The organism is Humidesulfovibrio mexicanus (genome assembly GCF_900188225.1).
GTDB lineage: Bacteria > Desulfobacterota > Desulfovibrionia > Desulfovibrionales > Desulfovibrionaceae > Humidesulfovibrio > Humidesulfovibrio mexicanus.
This window is the reverse complement of sequence record NZ_FZOC01000002.1, coordinates 544,547-561,641: the sequence shown is the minus strand read 5'-3', so window position 1 is coordinate 561,641 and position 17,095 is coordinate 544,547. Positions and strand designations below refer to the sequence as shown.

Annotated in this window: 16 protein-coding genes and 1 tRNA gene; 5 read left to right on the top strand and 12 right to left on the bottom strand. The window is 61.1% G+C overall.

Annotated elements, in window-relative coordinates; genetic code table 11:
* Positions 1-5 precede the first annotated feature (5 nt).
* The 3 genes from cbiQ (at position 6) to CHB73_RS06320 (ending at position 2,482) form a co-directional block, all read left to right on the top strand.
* Positions 6-761 (top strand): cobalt ECF transporter T component CbiQ, encoded by a 756-nt coding sequence (gene cbiQ / locus CHB73_RS06330; RefSeq protein ID WP_089273220.1) that lies wholly within the window; start codon positions 6-8, stop codon positions 759-761.
* Positions 754-1,473 carry an energy-coupling factor ABC transporter ATP-binding protein gene (locus CHB73_RS06325; RefSeq protein ID WP_089273218.1) on the top strand — a complete coding sequence of 240 codons (720 nt, stop codon included), beginning with the start codon at positions 754-756 and terminating at the stop codon, positions 1,471-1,473. Before cbiQ ends, CHB73_RS06325 begins: the two co-directional genes overlap by 8 nt.
* 91 nt (positions 1,474-1,564) lie before the next feature.
* Positions 1,565-2,482, top strand: coding sequence for a DHH family phosphoesterase (locus CHB73_RS06320; RefSeq protein ID WP_089273216.1), 918 nt, complete (start codon positions 1,565-1,567; stop codon positions 2,480-2,482).
* Between the two features lie 8 nt (positions 2,483-2,490).
* Here CHB73_RS06320 and CHB73_RS06315 read toward each other — a convergent pair whose 3' ends face one another.
* Positions 2,491-3,408, bottom strand: coding sequence for a hypothetical protein (locus CHB73_RS06315; protein ID WP_143337322.1), 918 nt, complete (start codon positions 3,406-3,408; stop codon positions 2,491-2,493).
* Between the two features lie 45 nt (positions 3,409-3,453).
* Between CHB73_RS06315 and CHB73_RS06310 the strand changes: the two genes are divergently transcribed.
* Together CHB73_RS06310 and CHB73_RS06305 are read left to right on the top strand one after the other, a co-directional pair.
* On the top strand, positions 3,454-4,548 hold the full coding sequence (locus CHB73_RS06310) for a glycosyltransferase (RefSeq protein WP_089273212.1): 1,095 nt from the start codon (positions 3,454-3,456) through the stop codon (positions 4,546-4,548).
* Positions 4,549-4,656: 108 nt separating this feature from the next.
* Positions 4,657-4,733, top strand: a tRNA-Pro gene (locus CHB73_RS06305).
* 158 nt (positions 4,734-4,891) lie between these two features.
* On the opposite strand, the gene CHB73_RS17330 is transcribed toward CHB73_RS06305, so the two are convergent.
* From CHB73_RS17330 to CHB73_RS06255, 11 genes are all read right to left on the bottom strand, one after another.
* The gene (locus tag CHB73_RS17330; protein WP_407656599.1) at positions 4,892-5,200 is read right to left on the bottom strand and encodes an HGGxSTG domain-containing protein; all 309 of its coding nucleotides are present in this window, start codon (positions 5,198-5,200) and stop codon (positions 4,892-4,894) included.
* Between the two features lie 113 nt (positions 5,201-5,313).
* On the bottom strand, positions 5,314-5,829 hold the full coding sequence (locus tag CHB73_RS06295; protein ID WP_089273210.1) for a hypothetical protein: 516 nt from the start codon (positions 5,827-5,829) through the stop codon (positions 5,314-5,316).
* 11 nt (positions 5,830-5,840) lie between these two features.
* Positions 5,841-6,311 (bottom strand): ERCC4 domain-containing protein, encoded by a 471-nt coding sequence (locus CHB73_RS06290; protein ID WP_089273208.1) that lies wholly within the window; start codon positions 6,309-6,311, stop codon positions 5,841-5,843.
* A complete protein-coding gene (locus CHB73_RS06285) occupies positions 6,308-6,487 on the bottom strand; it encodes a hypothetical protein (protein WP_143337321.1) in 180 nt (59 codons plus the stop codon). The genes CHB73_RS06290 and CHB73_RS06285 overlap by 4 nt, the downstream gene beginning before the upstream one ends.
* A 221-nt stretch (positions 6,488-6,708) precedes the next feature.
* A complete protein-coding gene (locus CHB73_RS06280) occupies positions 6,709-9,111 on the bottom strand; it encodes a DUF3987 domain-containing protein (RefSeq protein WP_089273204.1) in 2,403 nt (800 codons plus the stop codon).
* Complete coding sequence (locus CHB73_RS06275) at positions 9,108-9,317, bottom strand: hypothetical protein (RefSeq protein WP_089273202.1); 210 nt, start codon at positions 9,315-9,317, stop codon at positions 9,108-9,110. Before CHB73_RS06275 ends, CHB73_RS06280 begins: the two co-directional genes overlap by 4 nt.
* Positions 9,318-9,321: 4 nt before the next feature.
* Positions 9,322-9,552: a hypothetical protein gene (locus CHB73_RS06270; RefSeq protein WP_089273200.1), complete on the bottom strand. Its 231-nt coding sequence runs from the start codon at positions 9,550-9,552 to the stop codon at positions 9,322-9,324.
* A 160-nt stretch (positions 9,553-9,712) separates the two neighbouring features.
* Positions 9,713-11,008 (bottom strand): hypothetical protein, encoded by a 1,296-nt coding sequence (locus CHB73_RS16410; protein WP_143337320.1) that lies wholly within the window; start codon positions 11,006-11,008, stop codon positions 9,713-9,715.
* Between the two features lie 133 nt (positions 11,009-11,141).
* Entirely contained in the window at positions 11,142-12,359 is a 1,218-nt protein-coding gene (locus CHB73_RS06265; protein WP_089273198.1) for a tyrosine-type recombinase/integrase, read from the bottom strand.
* A gap of 321 nt (positions 12,360-12,680) precedes the next feature.
* The gene (locus tag CHB73_RS06260) at positions 12,681-13,061 is read right to left on the bottom strand and encodes a response regulator (RefSeq protein WP_089273196.1); all 381 of its coding nucleotides are present in this window, start codon (positions 13,059-13,061) and stop codon (positions 12,681-12,683) included.
* Positions 13,054-17,007: a PAS domain S-box protein gene (locus CHB73_RS06255; RefSeq protein WP_179216926.1), complete on the bottom strand. Its 3,954-nt coding sequence runs from the start codon at positions 17,005-17,007 to the stop codon at positions 13,054-13,056. Before CHB73_RS06255 ends, CHB73_RS06260 begins: the two co-directional genes overlap by 8 nt.
* Between the last annotated feature and the right edge of the window lie 88 nt (positions 17,008-17,095).

The following is a 17,095-nucleotide window of genomic DNA, read 5'->3' as shown; positions in this document are numbered from 1 at the left end:
CCAGCATGATCGATGAACCCTTCGCCGAAGGCAGCAGCTTTCTGCACCGCGCCGATCCGCGCGCCAAGCTGGCGCTGGCGGTCGCCCTGGCCTGCACCCTGGCCGTATGCACCGGCTGGCGAGGGCCAGTGCTCGGACTCTGCGCCGGGATGGTCCTCGTCGTGTGGGCCAGGTTGCGCTGGCGGCCGTTCTGGCGCAGAATGCTTACCATCAACGGCTTCGTGGCCTTCCTCTGGGTCTTTCTTCCCTTCACCACTCCGGGCGAACCCTTGGCCCGTTTCGGCCCGCTGGACATAACGGCCCAAGGGATTGCCGCCAGCCTCCTCATCAGCCTCAAGACAAACGCCATCTCGCTCTGCTTCCTTTCCCTTGTCGCCACCTCGGACGCGGCGTCCCTGGGGCAGGCCATGCACAGGCTGCACGTGCCGGACAAGCTTGTTTTTCTCTTCCTCTTCACCTACCGCTTCATCCACGTCATCAACGACGAGCGCTTGCGCCTGTCAACGGCCGCGCGCCTGCGGGGCTTTCGCCCCCGAAGCGACGCCCACACCTACCGCACCTTGGCCTCGCTTTTGGCCATGGTGCTGGTGGGGGCCATGCGTCGGGCGGAAGTGACACGCCGAGCCATGCTGCTGCGCGGTTTTTCAGGCGTGTTCGCCACCATGCGGACCTTTCGCATGGGCAATAAGGAGCGCTGTTTCCTGGCGGGCGGCGCCGCGCTCACGGCGTTCATTGCATTTCTGGAGGTGCTCGGTGTTTGATGTTCCGCTTTTGGGCCTGCGCGGAATAGGCTTCGGGTATGCCGCAGGCGGCGCCAGCGTGCTGCAAGAGGTCGATTTTGCGCTATTGTCCGGCCAACGCGTCGGGCTCTTCGGCCCCAACGGATGCGGCAAGACCACGCTCCTCTCCATTTTGACCGGCCTTCTTCCCGCCGCAACGGGAGAAGTGCTCTACATGGGCCGCCCGATGCGCACCGAGGCGGACTTCATGGAACTGAGGCGCGGGGTGGGGCTTCTGCTGCAAAACGCGGATGACCAACTGCTCTTCCCCACCGTGCTGGACGATGTGGCCTTCGGCCCGCTCAACCTGGGCCTTTCGCCCGCCGAAGCCGCCAGCGAGGCCAATTGGGCCTTGGATTTCGTCGGGCTCTCCGGCTTCGGCGACAGGCTCACGCACAGACTCTCCGGGGGGGAGAAAAAGCTGGTGACGCTGGCTGGAGTTCTGGCCATGCGACCCAAGGCCCTGTTGCTGGACGAACCCACCAACAGCCTTGATCCGGCAACCCGGCTCCGCCTTGTGGACATTCTGGCGAACCTCGATGCGGCGGTGCTGACGGTATCCCACGACTGGGACTTCCTGAACCTCGTGTCGGACACGTTTTACACCATCGAGTCCAACCGTCTCGTCAGGGAGGGAGCGGCCAAGCTGCACTGGCACGCCCACGCACACCCGCACCCGGAACAGCCGCACTGATCCGCCTTCGTGTTGACAGCGCCTTTGCCCGCGCGCTATTTTAAATAATGCCGGTTATGCGCCGTTGACACCACAAGCCAAAGGACTTCCCATGCGCCTGGTGACCCGATCGGATTTCGATGGCCTGGTCTGTTCCGTGCTGCTCAAGGAGCTCGGGCTCATCGACGACTTTCTCTTCGCGCATCCCAAAGACCTGCAGGACGGGCTCATCTCGGTCACCGCAAACGACATTCTGGCCAACGTGCCCTACGTGCCTGGCTGCGGAATGTGGTTCGACCACCACACCAGCGAGCTGGCCCGCGTGGGCAAGGCCGTTCCGGTGAAGGGCGCCAGCCGCCCCCACAAGAGCTGTGCGCATGTCATCTGGGAGCATTTCGACGGCGACAACACGCTGTCCCGGCACCTGCACACCCTGCTTGAGGCCGTGGACAAGGTGGACAGCGCCACCCTCACCCCCCAGGAAATCGCCGCCCCCAAAGGCTGGATTCTGCTTGGCTTCATCATGGATCCCAGAACCGGTCTGGGCCGCTTCAAAAACTTCCGAGTCAGCAACTACCAGCTCATGCTCGACATGATCGAATACTGCCGCACGATGAAGGCCGAGGACATCCTCCGGATTCCTGATGTGGAGGAGCGCGTGCGGGTGTACGAGGAGCAATCGCGTCTGTTTCTGGAAATGCTCCGGCGCACGTCCACGCAACGGGAGAACCTCATCCTCACCGATCTGCGCGGGGAAGACATCATTTTCGCGGGCAACCGTTTTCTCGTCTACACCCTTTTCCTCCGGTGCAACATCAGTATGCAGATCATGTGGGGAGTGCGCAGGCAGAACGTGGTCATCACCGTCGGGCACAGCGTGCTCAAGCGCAATTGCAAGACAAATGTCGGCAGGCTCATGCTGGAGTACGGCGGGGGCGGCCACGACAAGGTCGGCACCTGCCAGATACCGTTGGAACGCGCCGAGCAGGTCATCGAGGAGCTCAGCGGACGCATCATCGCGGCGGGCTGACAACCGGCTTACAGCGCCGCAAGCACACGGCGTAGCTCATCCGAATGGGCGGAGTAATATTCGGCGGCGAACTTCCGAAGCCGGGGTGCGCATTCCTCAGGCTCAGGAAGCGTCGGCGCGCGCCAGACGTCAAGCGCGGCAAAGTCAACGGGTTCAAACTGCAAGCCCTTGTCCAGGCTCTCCGCCCCCAAAGCGTTGGTGATGGCCCCCTGGCCCGGCGCCTCCACGGTGCTTATGCCGCGCGCGTACAGCAAAGTGGCCGAAGGGGGCATGTCGGCATTCAGCTTCTCGACGCCTTGATTGAGACGCGCGGCCATCTGCTCGACCATGGCGTAATGAAGGCCCATGCGTTTGCGCCCCTTGTGCGCGGGATCGTCCTCGTATTCGCCCCGCATGTACACCTCGCACGCGTGGCGCACCTCGGCATAGGCCATAACCACCAGCTTGACGTAGCGGCCGGAAGACGACAAGGCCCACGGCAGCCGTTCGGGCCGCCATGGCGCCAAGCCTGGCCCCGGGCGCAGCCCGGAAAACTGCGGAGGAAGGCCGAGCGAGGCGAACAAGGCGGCCTCGCCCTCCGCCCCAAGCAGAAGCGAACGCAAGAAGAACACCCGCGAATGAACCTTCGCCGCGGCGGAGCGGAGTTCCTCGACCCGAAACATGAAGTCGTCCTTGAAATCTTCCAAAGCCTTGCGCGCACCGAAAAACGTGCCCGCCATCTCGGAGAGCACTTCGGATTCCAGGGCCACTGCAAGGGATTGGTATCGGTCCACGTACGCCTCTTTGTACTTTGCGTGCGCTGATTCCCTTTCGCTACGCCATTCGACGGCCGTGCGCAACGGTGTCATCCGGACCGGCAAAACCGGGTTCTTGCCCGGAGCGATGCAAAGCTGTAGGAAATCGCAGACCGGGCCAACCACCGACACGCAGCCATGCGGCAGCAGCCGCAGGCAACCAGAAGGATCCCCCCCATGCAGCCGCTGACAACCGTGTGCTTCTTCAATACCAACATGCCCTGGGGCGGCGGGGAGCACTGGCATCTTCAAAACGCACTTTTGGCGCGGGATGCGGGCCTTCGGGTCTGCGTGGTGGCGGGCAGTGGCAGCGAATTGGCCAGACGCGCGGCAGGACAGCCCGGCATCCAACTCTACACGCCGACCCTTGGCCCTCTAAGCTTTTTGAACCCCATCGCCATGGCCGGACTTGTGCGCTTCTTCCGGCGAGAACAGGTTGACGCGGTGCTCCTGTGCCTGCCCCGAGACGTGAAAGCCGGAGGGGTCGCCGCACGGCTGGCAGGCGTGCGGGACATCATCTACCGCCGGGGAATCGCCGTGCCCGTGCGCGACAGACTCCTGAACCGCTTGCTGTACCGCCATGTGCTCACCAAACTCATCGTCAATTCCGAGGAAACCAGACGCTGCGTCTTGCAGCACAACCCGACGCTCATTCCGGCCGCGCGCATCCACCTCATCCATAACGGATTCGACGTCGCGGAATTCGACGCACGTCACAGCACGCCACTCATCCCGCGCCGCCCCGGCGAACTGGTTATCGGGACGGCAGGGCGGCTGACCCCCCAAAAGGGCCAGCACCTGCTCCTTGAAGCGGCGGCGCTGCTGCAAGGCAAGGCCCCGCCATTCCGGGTGCTGGTGGCCGGATGCGGGGACTTGGAGCAGGAGCTCAAGTCGCAAGCCCGCGCGCTGGGGCTGGAAGACTGCGTCCAGTTCCTGGGTTTCGTAAAGGACATGAAGAGCTTCCATGCCAGCCTGGACATCTTTGCCCTGCCCTCGCTGTGGGAAGGATTCGGCTTCGTTCTGACCGAAGCCATGACCATGCGCCTGCCGGTTGCTGCGTTCTCGGTCAGCAGCGTGCCGGAAGTGGTGGAGCACGAAAAAACCGGACTGCTCTGCCCCCCTAATGCGCAGTCTCTGGCCGAAAACCTGCTGCGCCTGCTTCAGGACGAGAACTTGCGGAAACGTCTTGGTGAACACGGACGCGAACGGGTGCAGGAGCGCTTCGACCTGCACCACACCTTTGCAGCCTTGCTGGCGTGCCTGCGCTCGTAACCATGGGAATTTCCGCCAGTCGACCCAATTGTTGCAACTCGGCATTTTTTTTTGAGTCTTTTTGTTGACAAGCTTCCCCCTGCGGAGGTACAAGCCCTCCTCGCACGTCGGGATGTAGCGCAGCCTGGTAGCGCACCTGAATGGGGTTCAGGGGGCCGGAGGTTCAACTCCTCTCATCCCGACCAGAAATCCCAAGGGCTTACAGAGAAAATCTGTAAGCCCTTTTTCTTTGTCCTCAGAGTTTGTGCCACCTTTGTGCCACTTTCTAGAATGAAGGGGCAAAAGAAAAGCCGCCCTCCATTCCAGAGAGCGGCCCTCAATCGTTGTTTCAACTCTGGCCTGCTTACCCTACCAGCCTAGCCGCCTCTTTCATCTCTCGCAGCAAGGCCCGCAACTCTCGCCTGTGCGCTATCGCCTCTGCCGAATAGCGCCCATGCTTCCAGGCGTTGCGGTTGCCCTTGGGCGGGCCGGGAGATTTGCCGCCATGCAGCTTACAGCGCCCGTTCGGCATGGCTGGTTGCTGGCACGGCTTCCCCGTCCCCTTGCAGCGCGCCCCACATTTCCGCACCGTCCGCAGATCGAAGCGTGATTGATTCTCCGGCGGCCTCAATTGCACCTTGGTTTGAGGTTGTCCCGTAATTTCCTGTTCCATGCCCCCCTCCCCCGGTTGTCACGTTGCCGACAATGGCCTGGCCGCCCTGGTGGACGTGGACGTGCTCCACCGTAACCTTTTGCTGCCCCTTGCCCCGATACTTCGCCAGGGCCTCAATCTGGGCCGTGAAGGTGCGCAGAAAACGGTCCGCAAAAAGTGAGATTGAGCTTGCGGCCCTCAGGGGTCTGCCCACCTACGTGAGCCCGGCGCATACACTCCATTGCAGCGTTGTGGCATGTCACCATTTGGGCGGCTAGCATCCCTTCCAGGCCGTCACTAGGGGCTATGTCTGTCATTCTGGCAATGATATCGTTCCCGTGGTTCACCGGGTCGCTATACGTGGGCACGGCATTGCCTGCCTGATTAATCAGGCCCGTACCCGCCCCAAGGTCCACGGTGCCAGTTGCCGCCATCATGGCAGACACCTCAAAGCCAACAGGATAGTCTTGGCGGTTGACCAACTGCCGCACCCCGTCCCGTGTTTCTCCCTCCTCATACTTCAAGGGCTCAGGTGTTGCAGCCTTCCGCACCTTGTACGCCTCATATCGGGCCTGTTCCGCCGGGGTCATTTCCCGCATCTTCACCGGGGCCTTGTCCGTGGGCTTTTCTTTTGCCTTACGTTTCGCCATGTCAGTAGCTCCTATGCTGCCTGCGGCCCGTGGGCCTCAAGGATGCTTTTGTATCTGGTGGACGCCTCCCGCAGGTAATGCCGCAGGAAGTGATAGGTTGCGTACTCTGCCCCGGTCCGATTGCCGCACCAGAGAAACGGGCAGCCGTGGCGTACTTGGAAGGCCAGCACCGATTGAAGCGCCGCGTGGGGCTTCATGCGCGAACGGTAGCGGCCCTCTGCCATGTCCTGCATGGACGCTTCCACCACCACGGCGAAGCATTCCAGGCCAGCGGCGCGGGCAAGCTCACGCTCGAAACGCTCCCTGCCTTCGCCAATTAGGCAGCCTAGCAGATCGTCCAGGCTCTTGCGCTCCACCGCGCAGCGGTCCTCAAGCCCGGCAAGGGAGTAGTCGCCCGTGGTGAGCGTCCCGGCCTGCACCTCGCAGCCATAGCCGCCAAAGGTGAAGGCCAGTTGTTCGCGGCTGTCGCAGATGATCTTCATTGCAGCCGCCCCCCGATGTACCCGGCCAACTCCGCAAGGCCGTCTCTTGCCGCCTGTGCGGCTTCCTGGGGCATCGTGGCCGGACAGGTAAGGGTAAGTCCGCCCCCGGCATCTCTGGTGAGCGCAGCGCCGAAGTGGGAGACGATTGCCCAAAGGCAGGCGTACTTCCACGGCACGGACCGCACCACCAAAGGGAAGGCTTCCGGCTTCGGCCAGGGGAGGCCCCAAGGCCCCCCGGCTATGCTCAAGCCTGGGGTTGGATTCTTATGCTCAATATTCCCACAATCCTCAGAATTAGGCTTGAGGGGGTATTTTGAGGATATTGGGAATATTGAGCTTACAACTTCATCCCCACAAGTGCCTCCGCTGGCTCTGTTCTTCCACTTGGCGGCCAAGCTCATTGGGCACCCCCGAAGGCCAGGGGGTTGACGCTGTAGCCAGGTGAAGGGGAGCGGCCAGCCTTGCCCGGTTCACGCGCTGGCACCTGGGCCGGGAAGATGTACGCCCGTTCCTCCAAGATGGAGAGCCCAGCCTTGACCAACTCCATTTTGGAGTAGCGGCCCTTCACCGCCTGGAAGGCTTCCCGTGCCTGGAATGCGTCAACGTGTCGGTCCACAATCCAGGCCAGGATATGCTTTGCGCATTCAATGTCCGGGTCCGCCCCCATGAGGGCAAAAGCAGCCTTGGCGTGTTCCGTGAGGACCGCCGCGAGGCCAAGCGCCTGTTGCATGGTGCCCAGGCCGATAGGGTGCAGGTGCGGGGCGTCATGCTCCACAAGATGCAGAAGCCCAACAAGCCGGGCAGCGGCCCCGTGCAACTTGCCGCCCCAATCGGCAATCAGCTCAAGCTCTCCACCGGGGCGCAGTTCCGCTTCAACGTCACGATGGAAGTCCGCCCACTCCCGGTAGGCATCCGGCGCAATCTGCAAGAGGTAGGGCACGGGCTTGCCGTCAGAGCCCAGCGCCCACGGCAGGGCCAGAAGCCCGCGCACCTTGGCCGCGTATCGGGCTTGCACGGCCTGGGAAATGGGCTGGGGCTCCACCTCTCGGCTACCTACGCGGCTTTTGGGCAACAGGAACAGGAAGCGCCCCAAGAGGCCACGGCCCCGGAATCCCGGCTTGTCCGCCAGGCCCCGCACAATGTCCGGCTGAGGGGAAAGGCAGATGGTCAACGCTGGGTCATGGAGCACGATGTTTTGCCCGCTCCGGCGGTCAACGTGAACCGCTTCGCCGGACCAGAGTTTCAGCACGGCGTCCAGGTTCGGCACTCCCTTGGAATAGCGCCCAGCCAGAATGTCGAACAGACCGCCCTCGGCTTCGATGATGCCCGCCCGCTCTTGCTGGCGTTCCATGAATGCCGGGATTGCTTCCGGCGTCACGTCATCAATCAGCAGTCGGGGCGCGGCTGGCACTTCGGGCAACTCCGCTTCAAGCGCCCTGATTTCATCTATAAGGGCGCGGCGGTCCTCTGCCGTCTTGGCGTTGCCTGCTTTGGCCCGCTTGGCTTCAATGGCCTTTTCCAGCGTCTTGCGTTCGCTCAGGGTGTTTCGGATGCTCTCCCGCGCCTCTTCCTGGGCTTCTGTCTCCCAATCAATGAGCGGGCGCTTGCAGGCTTCCGCCGTGGCGCTCTTGCGTTCGCCAGGGGGCAATGCCGCCAGGGCATAAATGTTGACGGGCTCCGTGTAGTCCGGGCGCACCTGCACCTTGAACTTGCGCTGCCCAGCCACGGCCACACAGGACAAGGCATTGATAAGCACCAACTCAAAGGGCACTTGCAGGCCCTCGGCAACAGCTCCGCAGAACTCCCCCAAGATCGGGGGCAGCAAGGCAGGGTCAACGTCCGGCACATTCAGCGCATCGAAGCTCACAGGCTCTATGGGGGCCTCTGCCACGGCCACAGGCTTGGATGCTCCGGCCAGTTGAGCCCGCACCACGTCCAGGCCCTCGGCTTGGTGCAGATCGTTGAAGTCGGTACGCCCGGCAGGTTCCTTGAAACTCGGCACGGCCAGAAATGCCCCCACGTCCAGGGCCGCCGCAGTCGCCTTGCTCAAGCCGGGGTTGCCGGGCGTGGCGTGATCATCGTCTGCGCAAAGCACTAGTTCCCGGTCCGGGTACTTCTGGCGGGCATGAGTCGCCACAGCTTCAAGGTTCCCGGCGTTAAAGGCGCAGAGGACCGTTTGCTTCGTGGCTTCATGGATGCTCAAGCCCGTTGCCAATCCCTCGGCAATGTAGAGCGGTCCTGCGTTGCCCTTAATAGCGAAGTAGCCGCCCTTGGTGCATCCACCAGAGAGGAACAACTTGCCGCCGTCCGCCGCGATGGTTTGCAGGCTCATGGCCTTGCCGTCCGCAGGCGAAAGCACGGGCACAAGCAAGCGGCCATCCTCGCCCACCTTGAGGCCGTGGCAGGCACGTGCGCCTTTGCGCTCAAGATAGGGGTGCGCCGTGCAATCCTGGGCCTTGGCGAGCACGTACAGGGCCTTTTTGCGGGCCTCGGCATGGCGCGTGACAGTCTCGGCTTCACGGGCGCGGCGGTCCTCCTCGATACGCGCCTGGAGTGCTTGCCGCTCCGCAGGGCTCAATCTCCGCTCTTCCTTGGCGGTCCAGGTGTCCGCATCGCCTGTGCGGTAGTTCTGCCACCAGCCGGAGGCCGGGGCGTCCACATGGAGCACATAGGCCCCGTCTTTGGCGTTGGGCTTGCCGTCCACCGGGCAGCGGTGCAATGTCCCGTCCGCCATGATCTCGCCGGGGCGCAGGCCCGCCGCCTCGATGACGGCGCGGAAGGTGGAAATGGCATATGTCATTTGCCCACCTCTTCAAGCGCAATGGTGAGCCTGTCCGTCCAGCGGCTACAGGCCATGCCCATTTCAGAGGTGAAGGTGCGCAGCCAGCGCAGGGTCCACAGTTTGACGGCGAGGCCCGCCCGGTATAGAAGGGATTCAACGCAAACGAATCCTTTCAGCACCAGCACAGAGCCCCGCCCGCCAGCGGGGTTTTCTGTTTTCTGCATGGCGCTACCCTTCCGCCTCGGACTGTCCGCCACGTGAGCGCATCCACGCAATGAAATCGGCGCGGGTGTAGCCCACCTTGCGGCCCAAGGTAATGCGGCGCGGGCCTTTGCCCTCACAGTCAAGATTAGCAAGGCGTCCAGCGGAGATTAGCCCGCCTGTGAGCTTTGGAACTTCGGTACGGGAGAGAATCGGGGGCAGGGTCTTTTCAAGATCGGCGTAGGCGTCAACGTGCATCTTGCTCCTTCATAAGCCCTGTGGTCGCGCTCGCACGGACAATCCGCACTCGGCTTCACCTGTGGGCTTATGGGAACATTTTCAGCTAGACTGGCAGGCGTTGAGACAGCATTCTACAGGCGTCTTTCCATCATATTGCAGAAAAACAGGCGTTTCGCCGTCAGCTTATGACGATCTTATTACCTGCGGCAGTTTCCAAGAGACCATTTGTGTGACGCAGACAGGTAGAGTCGGCGGGAGTCAGTCCATCTTTTGACTTGCCAGCCATTAGCAAACGGCCCACCTCGGTTTTATTCTTTTTTAAAATCTTATGTAGCACGTACGCAATGATATGCTCATCGAAACCTCCTTCCTTGAGTGAATTGCGTACTGCCTGTGGCGTTTTTCCTGCAAATAGTGATTGAGGCACCATCACTTCGATCTTACCTTGTACATCTTCGGCTTCCCCGCCCCCCATCGGCGCAACCTGTTCGGGCTCTAGGCCGCTGGCGTTTGAGGCAACAGGCTTCAAGGACGCGTTATACTCTTCTGCTTCAATGGCCTCGACTTCCACCATGTCAACGCTGAGAGCAGAGAGAGTTTCAACCTCTGCAAGTCCAGAAGCCCACCCGCCAAGCGAAGCTACGGCACAATCAATCTCGATTTTTGCCGCGCCTATTGTTGAAGGGGCATACAGAACACGCGCCCCCGCTTCATGGGGCTCAAACAGATGCAGAGTGCCATGCTTGAGGAATCGCACAAGCCTTTCAGAGAGTGCGCCCATGCTTTCGCCAGATGCACCCGCCCACCTGGAAAGCAGTTCAAAGACAGAGATGGTTCGGGCTATCTGCTTTCGGTTCAGAAGAGGGTCCAGGTTCCCAAGCCAGTCTTGGCCCGGCGTAAGCGGCACATGGCGTATATCCAATGTTTTTCCCGTAGTTGTGCTTCCGAATCGAGCCTCCACAAATGCCACAGGGAAACGCATTGCTCCAATGAGCTTTTGATACAACCCTTGGACGCTCTCGCCTTCACCGTGAAATCCGAGCATTACAGGCTCCGAATACTCCCGGTGAAACGTGTCATAGCGCAACGGGAAAACTCCCCACGGTTCCTGTGGGCTCTCCTGTCCTGCTGGAAATTCATAGACTTTCGTATCCTTCATGAGAAGCTGTGTTTTGTTGCGGCGCACAATCTCATCAATCCCTGATGCTCCCCCCGGTGCATAGGTGCGAAATGGCTTCTCCCCGCGCCTTGTCTGCCTTACGGCATTGCTCAAGTCGATCAGGTCAACAACTTTTGCCGCTTGTTCCTCTGTCTGGTACTTTGGGCGGGCAACCAAAGAGTCCTGGTCAATGACTCGCTTACCAGTAACCGCGTCATATGCCGGGAGCCCGCCGAGAATGGCCTTCACGAGTTCGCCTATAGAAATGGAGTACTTTTCAAGAACAGCTTTACCGTCCATTGTCGCAGCATCCATGCTCAAGCCCCCTTCGCTTGCCCCTGGTAGAGTCCAGGGCCAGGCCGCCAGGGTAGCGGCTTTTCGGGGCGGGTAATTAGGCCGCCCCTAGGCCCTGGAAAATTTGCCTAGCCACACAGGCCGGGGTTCGTGGCTACTCCGCCCCCCGCAGATGCACCACCTTGGCAGACTCAACGGGCGTGGCATGTTGCTCAAGCACCCCGATTGCAGCCCGCAGACCTTCCGGCGAAAGATGCGAGTAGCGTTGCGTCATATCAAAGTCTGCATGGCCCATGAGTTCCTTGACGGCGTACAGGCTTGTCCCGGCTTCCACCAGCCAACTTGCAAAAGTATGGCGCAGCGTGTGGAAGCACACGCGCTGCCTAGGGTCATTCACGCCTTGGTTGAAAAGCTCATCCGCCACGTGCCGGAACACATGGGAAATGCGGTCCATAAGGACGCCGCCTCGGCCAGGGAACACAAGTTGCCCTGTGGCATCCGCCTTGCGCTTCTTCAACATGCGCAGGGTGCGGGCAGTCAGAAAGGCTACGCGGTTGGTCCGGGCCTTGGGGTCGCGGATAAGGATTTGCTTGCGCTCAAGGTCAACGTCCTGCCATGTGAGCCCAGCGATCTCTCCGAAGCGTAGGCCCATATCCAGGGCGCACAGGGCCATATCGTGAGAAGTCGGAGTGCGTTTCTTGAGTTCCGCCAACAGCAAGTGCGATTCCTCGGCAGACAGGTAGCGTTGGCGGCGGTTGTCTTTCTTGGGCAGCGTCACAAGCTTGGCCGGGCAAGGGCCGGATGCGAAGCCGTCTCGCACGGCCAGGGTCCAGATTTGGCCCACCACGGCCAGGGCATACTTGACGGAGGCAGCGGCCCTTCCCGCCTTGAGCATGGCGGACTTCACGCGCTCAACGTCAAAGGCGCTCAACTGCGCCAGCGGCTTGTCCTGCATGGCCGGAGCAATCCACAAGCGCCAAAGCCCCTGTTCCGTCACGCGGCTGCCCTTGGCCTTGTAATCCTGTGCGGGCCAGTAGCGTTCCTGCCAGAACTGACCCACGGTCATAGCGGTGCGCTCGGCTTCCAGTTTGGCAGCCTCTTTCGCCTGACGCTCGGCTTCATGCTTGGCCCGGCGCTCGGACAAGGTGCGCTCTCCCGCGCCTGTCCGCTTTGCTTCGCGTAGCTTTGAAAGCTCTATACGGGCCTTGTCCAAGGTAATGCCCTCGGATGCCCAGCCCAATGGCTCTTGCCTCTTCTGGCCGTCAACGGTGAAACGCAGCACGAAATACTTGTCTGGGGCAACGCCATGCTTCCGCGTGGGGTGCTCCCGGTAGCGGATGCCCTTTTCAACGCGGGTCCATTTCTCGGCCATTTCACTTCCCCCAGGAAGTTTGTGCCACTTTTGTGCCACTTTTTCAGGTGAAATTGAACGTTTTGCCGTGACCTCCTGTGAAGTACACTAGCTATCAGATCATTGCCTGTCAATACTTTATGTATGCTTGGTGATTTTGCGTGAAGGCTATCATAACTGAATGGGGTTCAGGGGGCCGGAGGTTCAACTCCTCTCATCCCGACCACTCGACGAGCCAAGGGGTCATCGGAAACGATGACCCCTTTTTCGTTGCGCCGCAAACGCGCCGCTGTATCCGGTTCACTGCCTACGCGCTTGCTCGGGCTGCTGCCGATGCAGTGGTCAGCTTCTGAGCAACTGGCGCATCCTGTCGGCCAGTTCGCTCGCGTTCACCGGCTTATAAAAGACGTCCGCCGGGACCAGACCGAGATCCAGCAGGCTTTGGGGAAGGTTGAAGTCCACAGAGCCCGTATGTACGAGAAAACGGCGGCACAGCCCACGCGCAGCGGCAAGCTCGATGAAACGCGCACCGTCAATGCCCGGCAACCGCATATCCACAACACAGACGTCCGCGCATCGCTCGGACAAGACCTCAAGGGCCTCTTCGCCAGAGGACGCCCCAACCAAATCAAACTCGTCGTATTCATCGAAAAATTCGATGAGCAACTCGCGCACGCGGTCTTCATCATCCAAAACCAACACACAGGGGCGCTCGTCAGCCATGCGCGCCTCCGTCCTGCTTGGCAGGCAATTCCAGAACAAAGCACGCCCCCTCGCCTGGAGCGGACTCCACCCACATGCGGCCGCCATGCCCCCTGGTTACGATGAAATACGACACGGACAGGCCCAGGCCCGTGCCCACCCCCGGCGGCTTGGTGGTGAAAAACGGTTCAAAGACCTTGTGCTGCACCTCAGCGCTCATGCCCGGACCATTGTCGGCCACCTCAATGCGTACCGCTCCCTCCACGGATCGCAAGCGGATGGTGATGCGCGGGTCGGGCGAACCTGCCGTCGCCATGGCTTGAGCCGAATTGCGCAACAGATTCAACAGGACTTGCTCAAGCTCGGTTTCCGTACACATGCAGGCGGGCACGTCCTTAGCCAGATCCAAGACAATCTCGATCCGCTTGAAGTCATAGGACTTCTTCAGGTCGTAATCGGACGAAGCCAGGAATACGGCCTGCTCCACAATGTTGTGCAGATCGCAGACGCCCCGCTTGGACTCGCTGCGGCGGCTGAAATTGAGCATGTTCCGGATAATCCCAGAAGCTCGCATGGCCGCAGCCTGAATATCCTGCAAAAACAAATCGAGCTTGCGGGCCTTCAGGTATTGCTGCAGCAAATCCATATCCAGCCCGATGGCCTGCGCCGCCTCGATATTCCGTTTCAATTCCGGATTGGTGCGCTGCATAAGGTTTTGCACGGCCTGGTGCACGATGCCCAACGGATTGTTGATTTCGTGTGCGATGCCTGCGGCGAGGCTGCCCACGGACATCATTTTTTCGGATTGGATCAGCAGTTCCTGCATACGGCGTTCGTCAGTAATGTCGTGAATAATGCTTATGTAGCAGGCCTGCCCCGCGATGGTGACGGTGCGGGACGAATTAAGCGCACGGCGCAAACTGCCGTCCTTGCGGCGCAACATGAACTCGAAATTCTTCACTTCGCCATCAGCGTCAAGATGAAGGTAGAACTCGGTGCGCTCCGCCAAATCGTCCCACAGGCCCAGCGAAGGCATGTCCCTGCCCACAGCCTCTTCGCGCCGGTATCCGGATATGACCTCGAAGGCGGCGTTGGTGTCGAGGAGGACCAAATCCGCTGTGCGCACGAAAAAAATGCACTCTGGAGCCATTTCAAAGATGAGGGAGAAACGCTCCTCGGCCATCTTGCGGTCGGTGATGTCCACGATGACGCCGATGAGGCCGCCTGGGGAGCCGTCGGTCTGCCGGAAACCGCTCACGGAATACAAGGTCTGGTGCAACGTGCCGTCCTGGAAGGGAATGGGCTTCTCCCTCCGTACAAGCCCGATGCTGGCGATGGTGGCCTCATCCTCGGCCTGGAAAGCCAAACGGTCCTCCAGGGGCAGATATTCCAGATCAAGCACGCGCTTGCCGATGAAATGCTCCCGCTGCACGCCGAAGGCCTGCTCGTAGGCACGGTTGCAGCCCACAAAGCGCGTATCCGGACCTTTGTAAAACACAGCATAGGGCAGCGTGTCCAAAAGCGCCTGCTGGAAACCAAGCTGATCGGCCAACCGACGCTCAAGACGCACACGTTCGGTTATGTCGCGAAACGTCCAGATACGCCCATAACGACTGCCGTCATCCCCTGAAACTGGACCGGAAAAGCGGTCCACAAGCCTCCCATCGGCCATTTCAATCTCATCTCGGACCACGGCTTCCGGGGTTGCGTGCAATTCGCCCACGCGGGCCAAGAACCCTTCAGGGTTCTTGGCCAACTTCGCCAAGCCAGTCAGAAGCGAGCCCCCGTCTGGATCATCCAAAATCCGTTGCGGCATGTGGAACATTTCCATGAAGCGGCTGTTGGTCAGCAGTCTGCGCCCCGCCTCGTCCAACACCAAAATGCCGTCGAGGCTCGCGTTGAGTTGGGCCTCCAGCAAGGCCGATTTTTCACGCAAGGCTCCCTCGGCTCGCTTGCGGTCGGTGATGTCCTCCACAACACCATCGATGAATGAGGGCACGCCCTCTGCGTCATGCTGCAGCGAGGCGTTGATGATGGCCGGGAAGGCCTCTCCGTTTCGCCGCCGGAGGCGCAGCTCCATGCGCAAGCCGTTAGGCGCTGCCGCAAGCACCGCAAGGAACGCTTCCCTCTCCTTGTGGTTGGCGTAAATTTCTGCCCGCACGTCCTTGCATTCGGCCAGCATTTCAGACTGGCTGGCGTAGCCATGGATCTTCGCCAGACGCAGATTCGCCTCCAAAAGCCTTCCGGAATACGTGGTGCGGAAGATACCCACGGGAGCATTATTGAAAATCGCCTTGAACTTGGCTTCGCTGGCCTTGAGCGCGGCCTCTGCGCGCCGTATGTCGGACACGTCGCGTCCTTCGACAATAAAGAAGCGCACATTGCCGTCATCGCCCAGCAGCGGGGAAAGGGAGAAGTCAATCAGGGCCACACGCCCGTGGCGGTCGTAATTGCTGACCTCGTGCCGAGCCACCCCGCCTGCGCGGGCCACATCCATGGCCCGGCGCAACATGTTTTCGGCCTCGGTGGCATCCGGCCAGAAACGAGCGGCCCAAAACGGCCGCCCGGCCACTTCTTCGAAGCTGACTCCCGTGAACGCCGTGGCGCTGCGGTTGAGCTGCACCACGGCCCCCTGGGCGTCCAAGAGAGCGCATAGCTGAAAAGTCTGATCGAAGGCGCCCTTGACCAGCGCCTCGCTGCGGCGAAGATCCTCCTGCACGCCCTTGAGCTTCTGGATGTCCATGTTCAGTCCGATGATGCGGCTGGGGCGGCCATCGGCGTCCCAGGCCACAGCGCGGCCCTTGCCCAACACCCAACGCCAGTCGCCGTCGCCACACCTCAAGCGGAATTCGGCTTCGTACAAGCCGTGCCCATCAGAGGCGCAATAGCCTTCAAAGGCCCTCACAGCCGCGTCGCAGTCCTCGGGATGCAGAAGGCTCTTCCAGCCTTCGAGGGAGGTTCCCAGCGTACCGGCCTTGCGGCCAAGCATGGAATACCACTGTTCGGAATAGTAATGCTCCCCTGTAAGCGGGTGGTACTCCCACACTCCGGACCCGGTCGCGTCAATGGCGAGGTTCAGGCGCTCCGTCTGTGTCGCAAGCTCCAGTTGGGCCGCATTCAGAACACGCATCTTTTCCTTCAAGCTTCGCTTGAGGAAAAAGCTCACACCAACCAAGCCTACAAGCAAAAGACCGACGAACAGCCCGCCCAGCCCCAACATCCGTACGGCTTCTCTGCTCAACGCGCCCCGGTCCGCTATGGGAATCCAGCGCTTGCGGGACGCCTCTACGGCCTCCGGCGGAACCCGGGCGAGGGCTTTTTCCAACGCGCTCAACAGCAACGGATATTTGCGACTGACGCAGATGCTCATGGGGAAGACGGCGTCGAGGTCGCCTGCCACGCGGAGGTTGGTCAGGGCGTCACGCTCGATGTAAAATGACGCCGTAGCCAGATTGTCCACAAAGGCGTCCACAACGCCGAAGGACACGTCGCGCAGCCCATCGGCCACGCTGCCCACCGCGATCACATCGAACTGCCCTGCGGAGTTGCGGCGCACATAGCTCTCGGTCATGTAGCCGGATACCACGGCCACCCGGCGGCCCTTGAGCCCCCGCCAATCAACCGGTCCGCCGCCAAATCCTTTTGCCGAGGTGATGATGGCCAGCGGCAACTTGATATAGGGCGCGGTGCAGGCGGCGTAGACATCGCGTTCAGGCGTGCTGGCCATGCCCGCGTTCAGGTGCACGCGGCCGCTTTCCAGATCTTTGAGAAAAGCGTTCCAGTCCTCAGTGGGCTTCTTTACAAAAGTGACGCCCAGAAGGGCTTCGATATGGGAAACGATATCCGCCCCCATGCCCGCAAAACGGCCTTTCTCGTCACGAAATTCGATGGGCGGGAAAGCCGCATCGTAGCAAAGCACTATGGAATTGCGGTTGTCGTCGAGCCACTGCCGCTCCTCAGGGCTCAAATCGAGTGCAGAGGATATCCCCTGCCCGGCCAAGGACAGGCCCGCCAGACTGGAAACGACGAGGGTCGCGAAGACGAGGACCGCAAAT

Coding starts and splice junctions, on each gene's coding strand:
- CHB73_RS17330 (WP_407656599.1), bottom strand. CDS start 5,200: ATGGAACAGGAAATTACGGGACAACCTCAAACCAAGGTGCAATTGAGG.
- CHB73_RS06260 (WP_089273196.1), bottom strand. CDS start 13,061: ATGGCTGACGAGCGCCCCTGTGTGTTGGTTTTGGATGATGAAGACCGC.
- CHB73_RS06310 (WP_089273212.1), top strand. CDS start 3,454: ATGCAGCCGCTGACAACCGTGTGCTTCTTCAATACCAACATGCCCTGG.
- cbiQ (WP_089273220.1), top strand. CDS start 6: ATGATCGATGAACCCTTCGCCGAAGGCAGCAGCTTTCTGCACCGCGCC.
- CHB73_RS06270 (WP_089273200.1), bottom strand. CDS start 9,552: ATGCACGTTGACGCCTACGCCGATCTTGAAAAGACCCTGCCCCCGATT.
- CHB73_RS06280 (WP_089273204.1), bottom strand. CDS start 9,111: ATGACATATGCCATTTCCACCTTCCGCGCCGTCATCGAGGCGGCGGGC.
- CHB73_RS06275 (WP_089273202.1), bottom strand. CDS start 9,317: ATGCAGAAAACAGAAAACCCCGCTGGCGGGCGGGGCTCTGTGCTGGTG.
- CHB73_RS06320 (WP_089273216.1), top strand. CDS start 1,565: ATGCGCCTGGTGACCCGATCGGATTTCGATGGCCTGGTCTGTTCCGTG.
- CHB73_RS06265 (WP_089273198.1), bottom strand. CDS start 12,359: ATGGCCGAGAAATGGACCCGCGTTGAAAAGGGCATCCGCTACCGGGAG.
- CHB73_RS06290 (WP_089273208.1), bottom strand. CDS start 6,311: ATGAAGATCATCTGCGACAGCCGCGAACAACTGGCCTTCACCTTTGGC.
- CHB73_RS16410 (WP_143337320.1), bottom strand. CDS start 11,008: ATGGATGCTGCGACAATGGACGGTAAAGCTGTTCTTGAAAAGTACTCC.
- CHB73_RS06295 (WP_089273210.1), bottom strand. CDS start 5,829: ATGGCGAAACGTAAGGCAAAAGAAAAGCCCACGGACAAGGCCCCGGTG.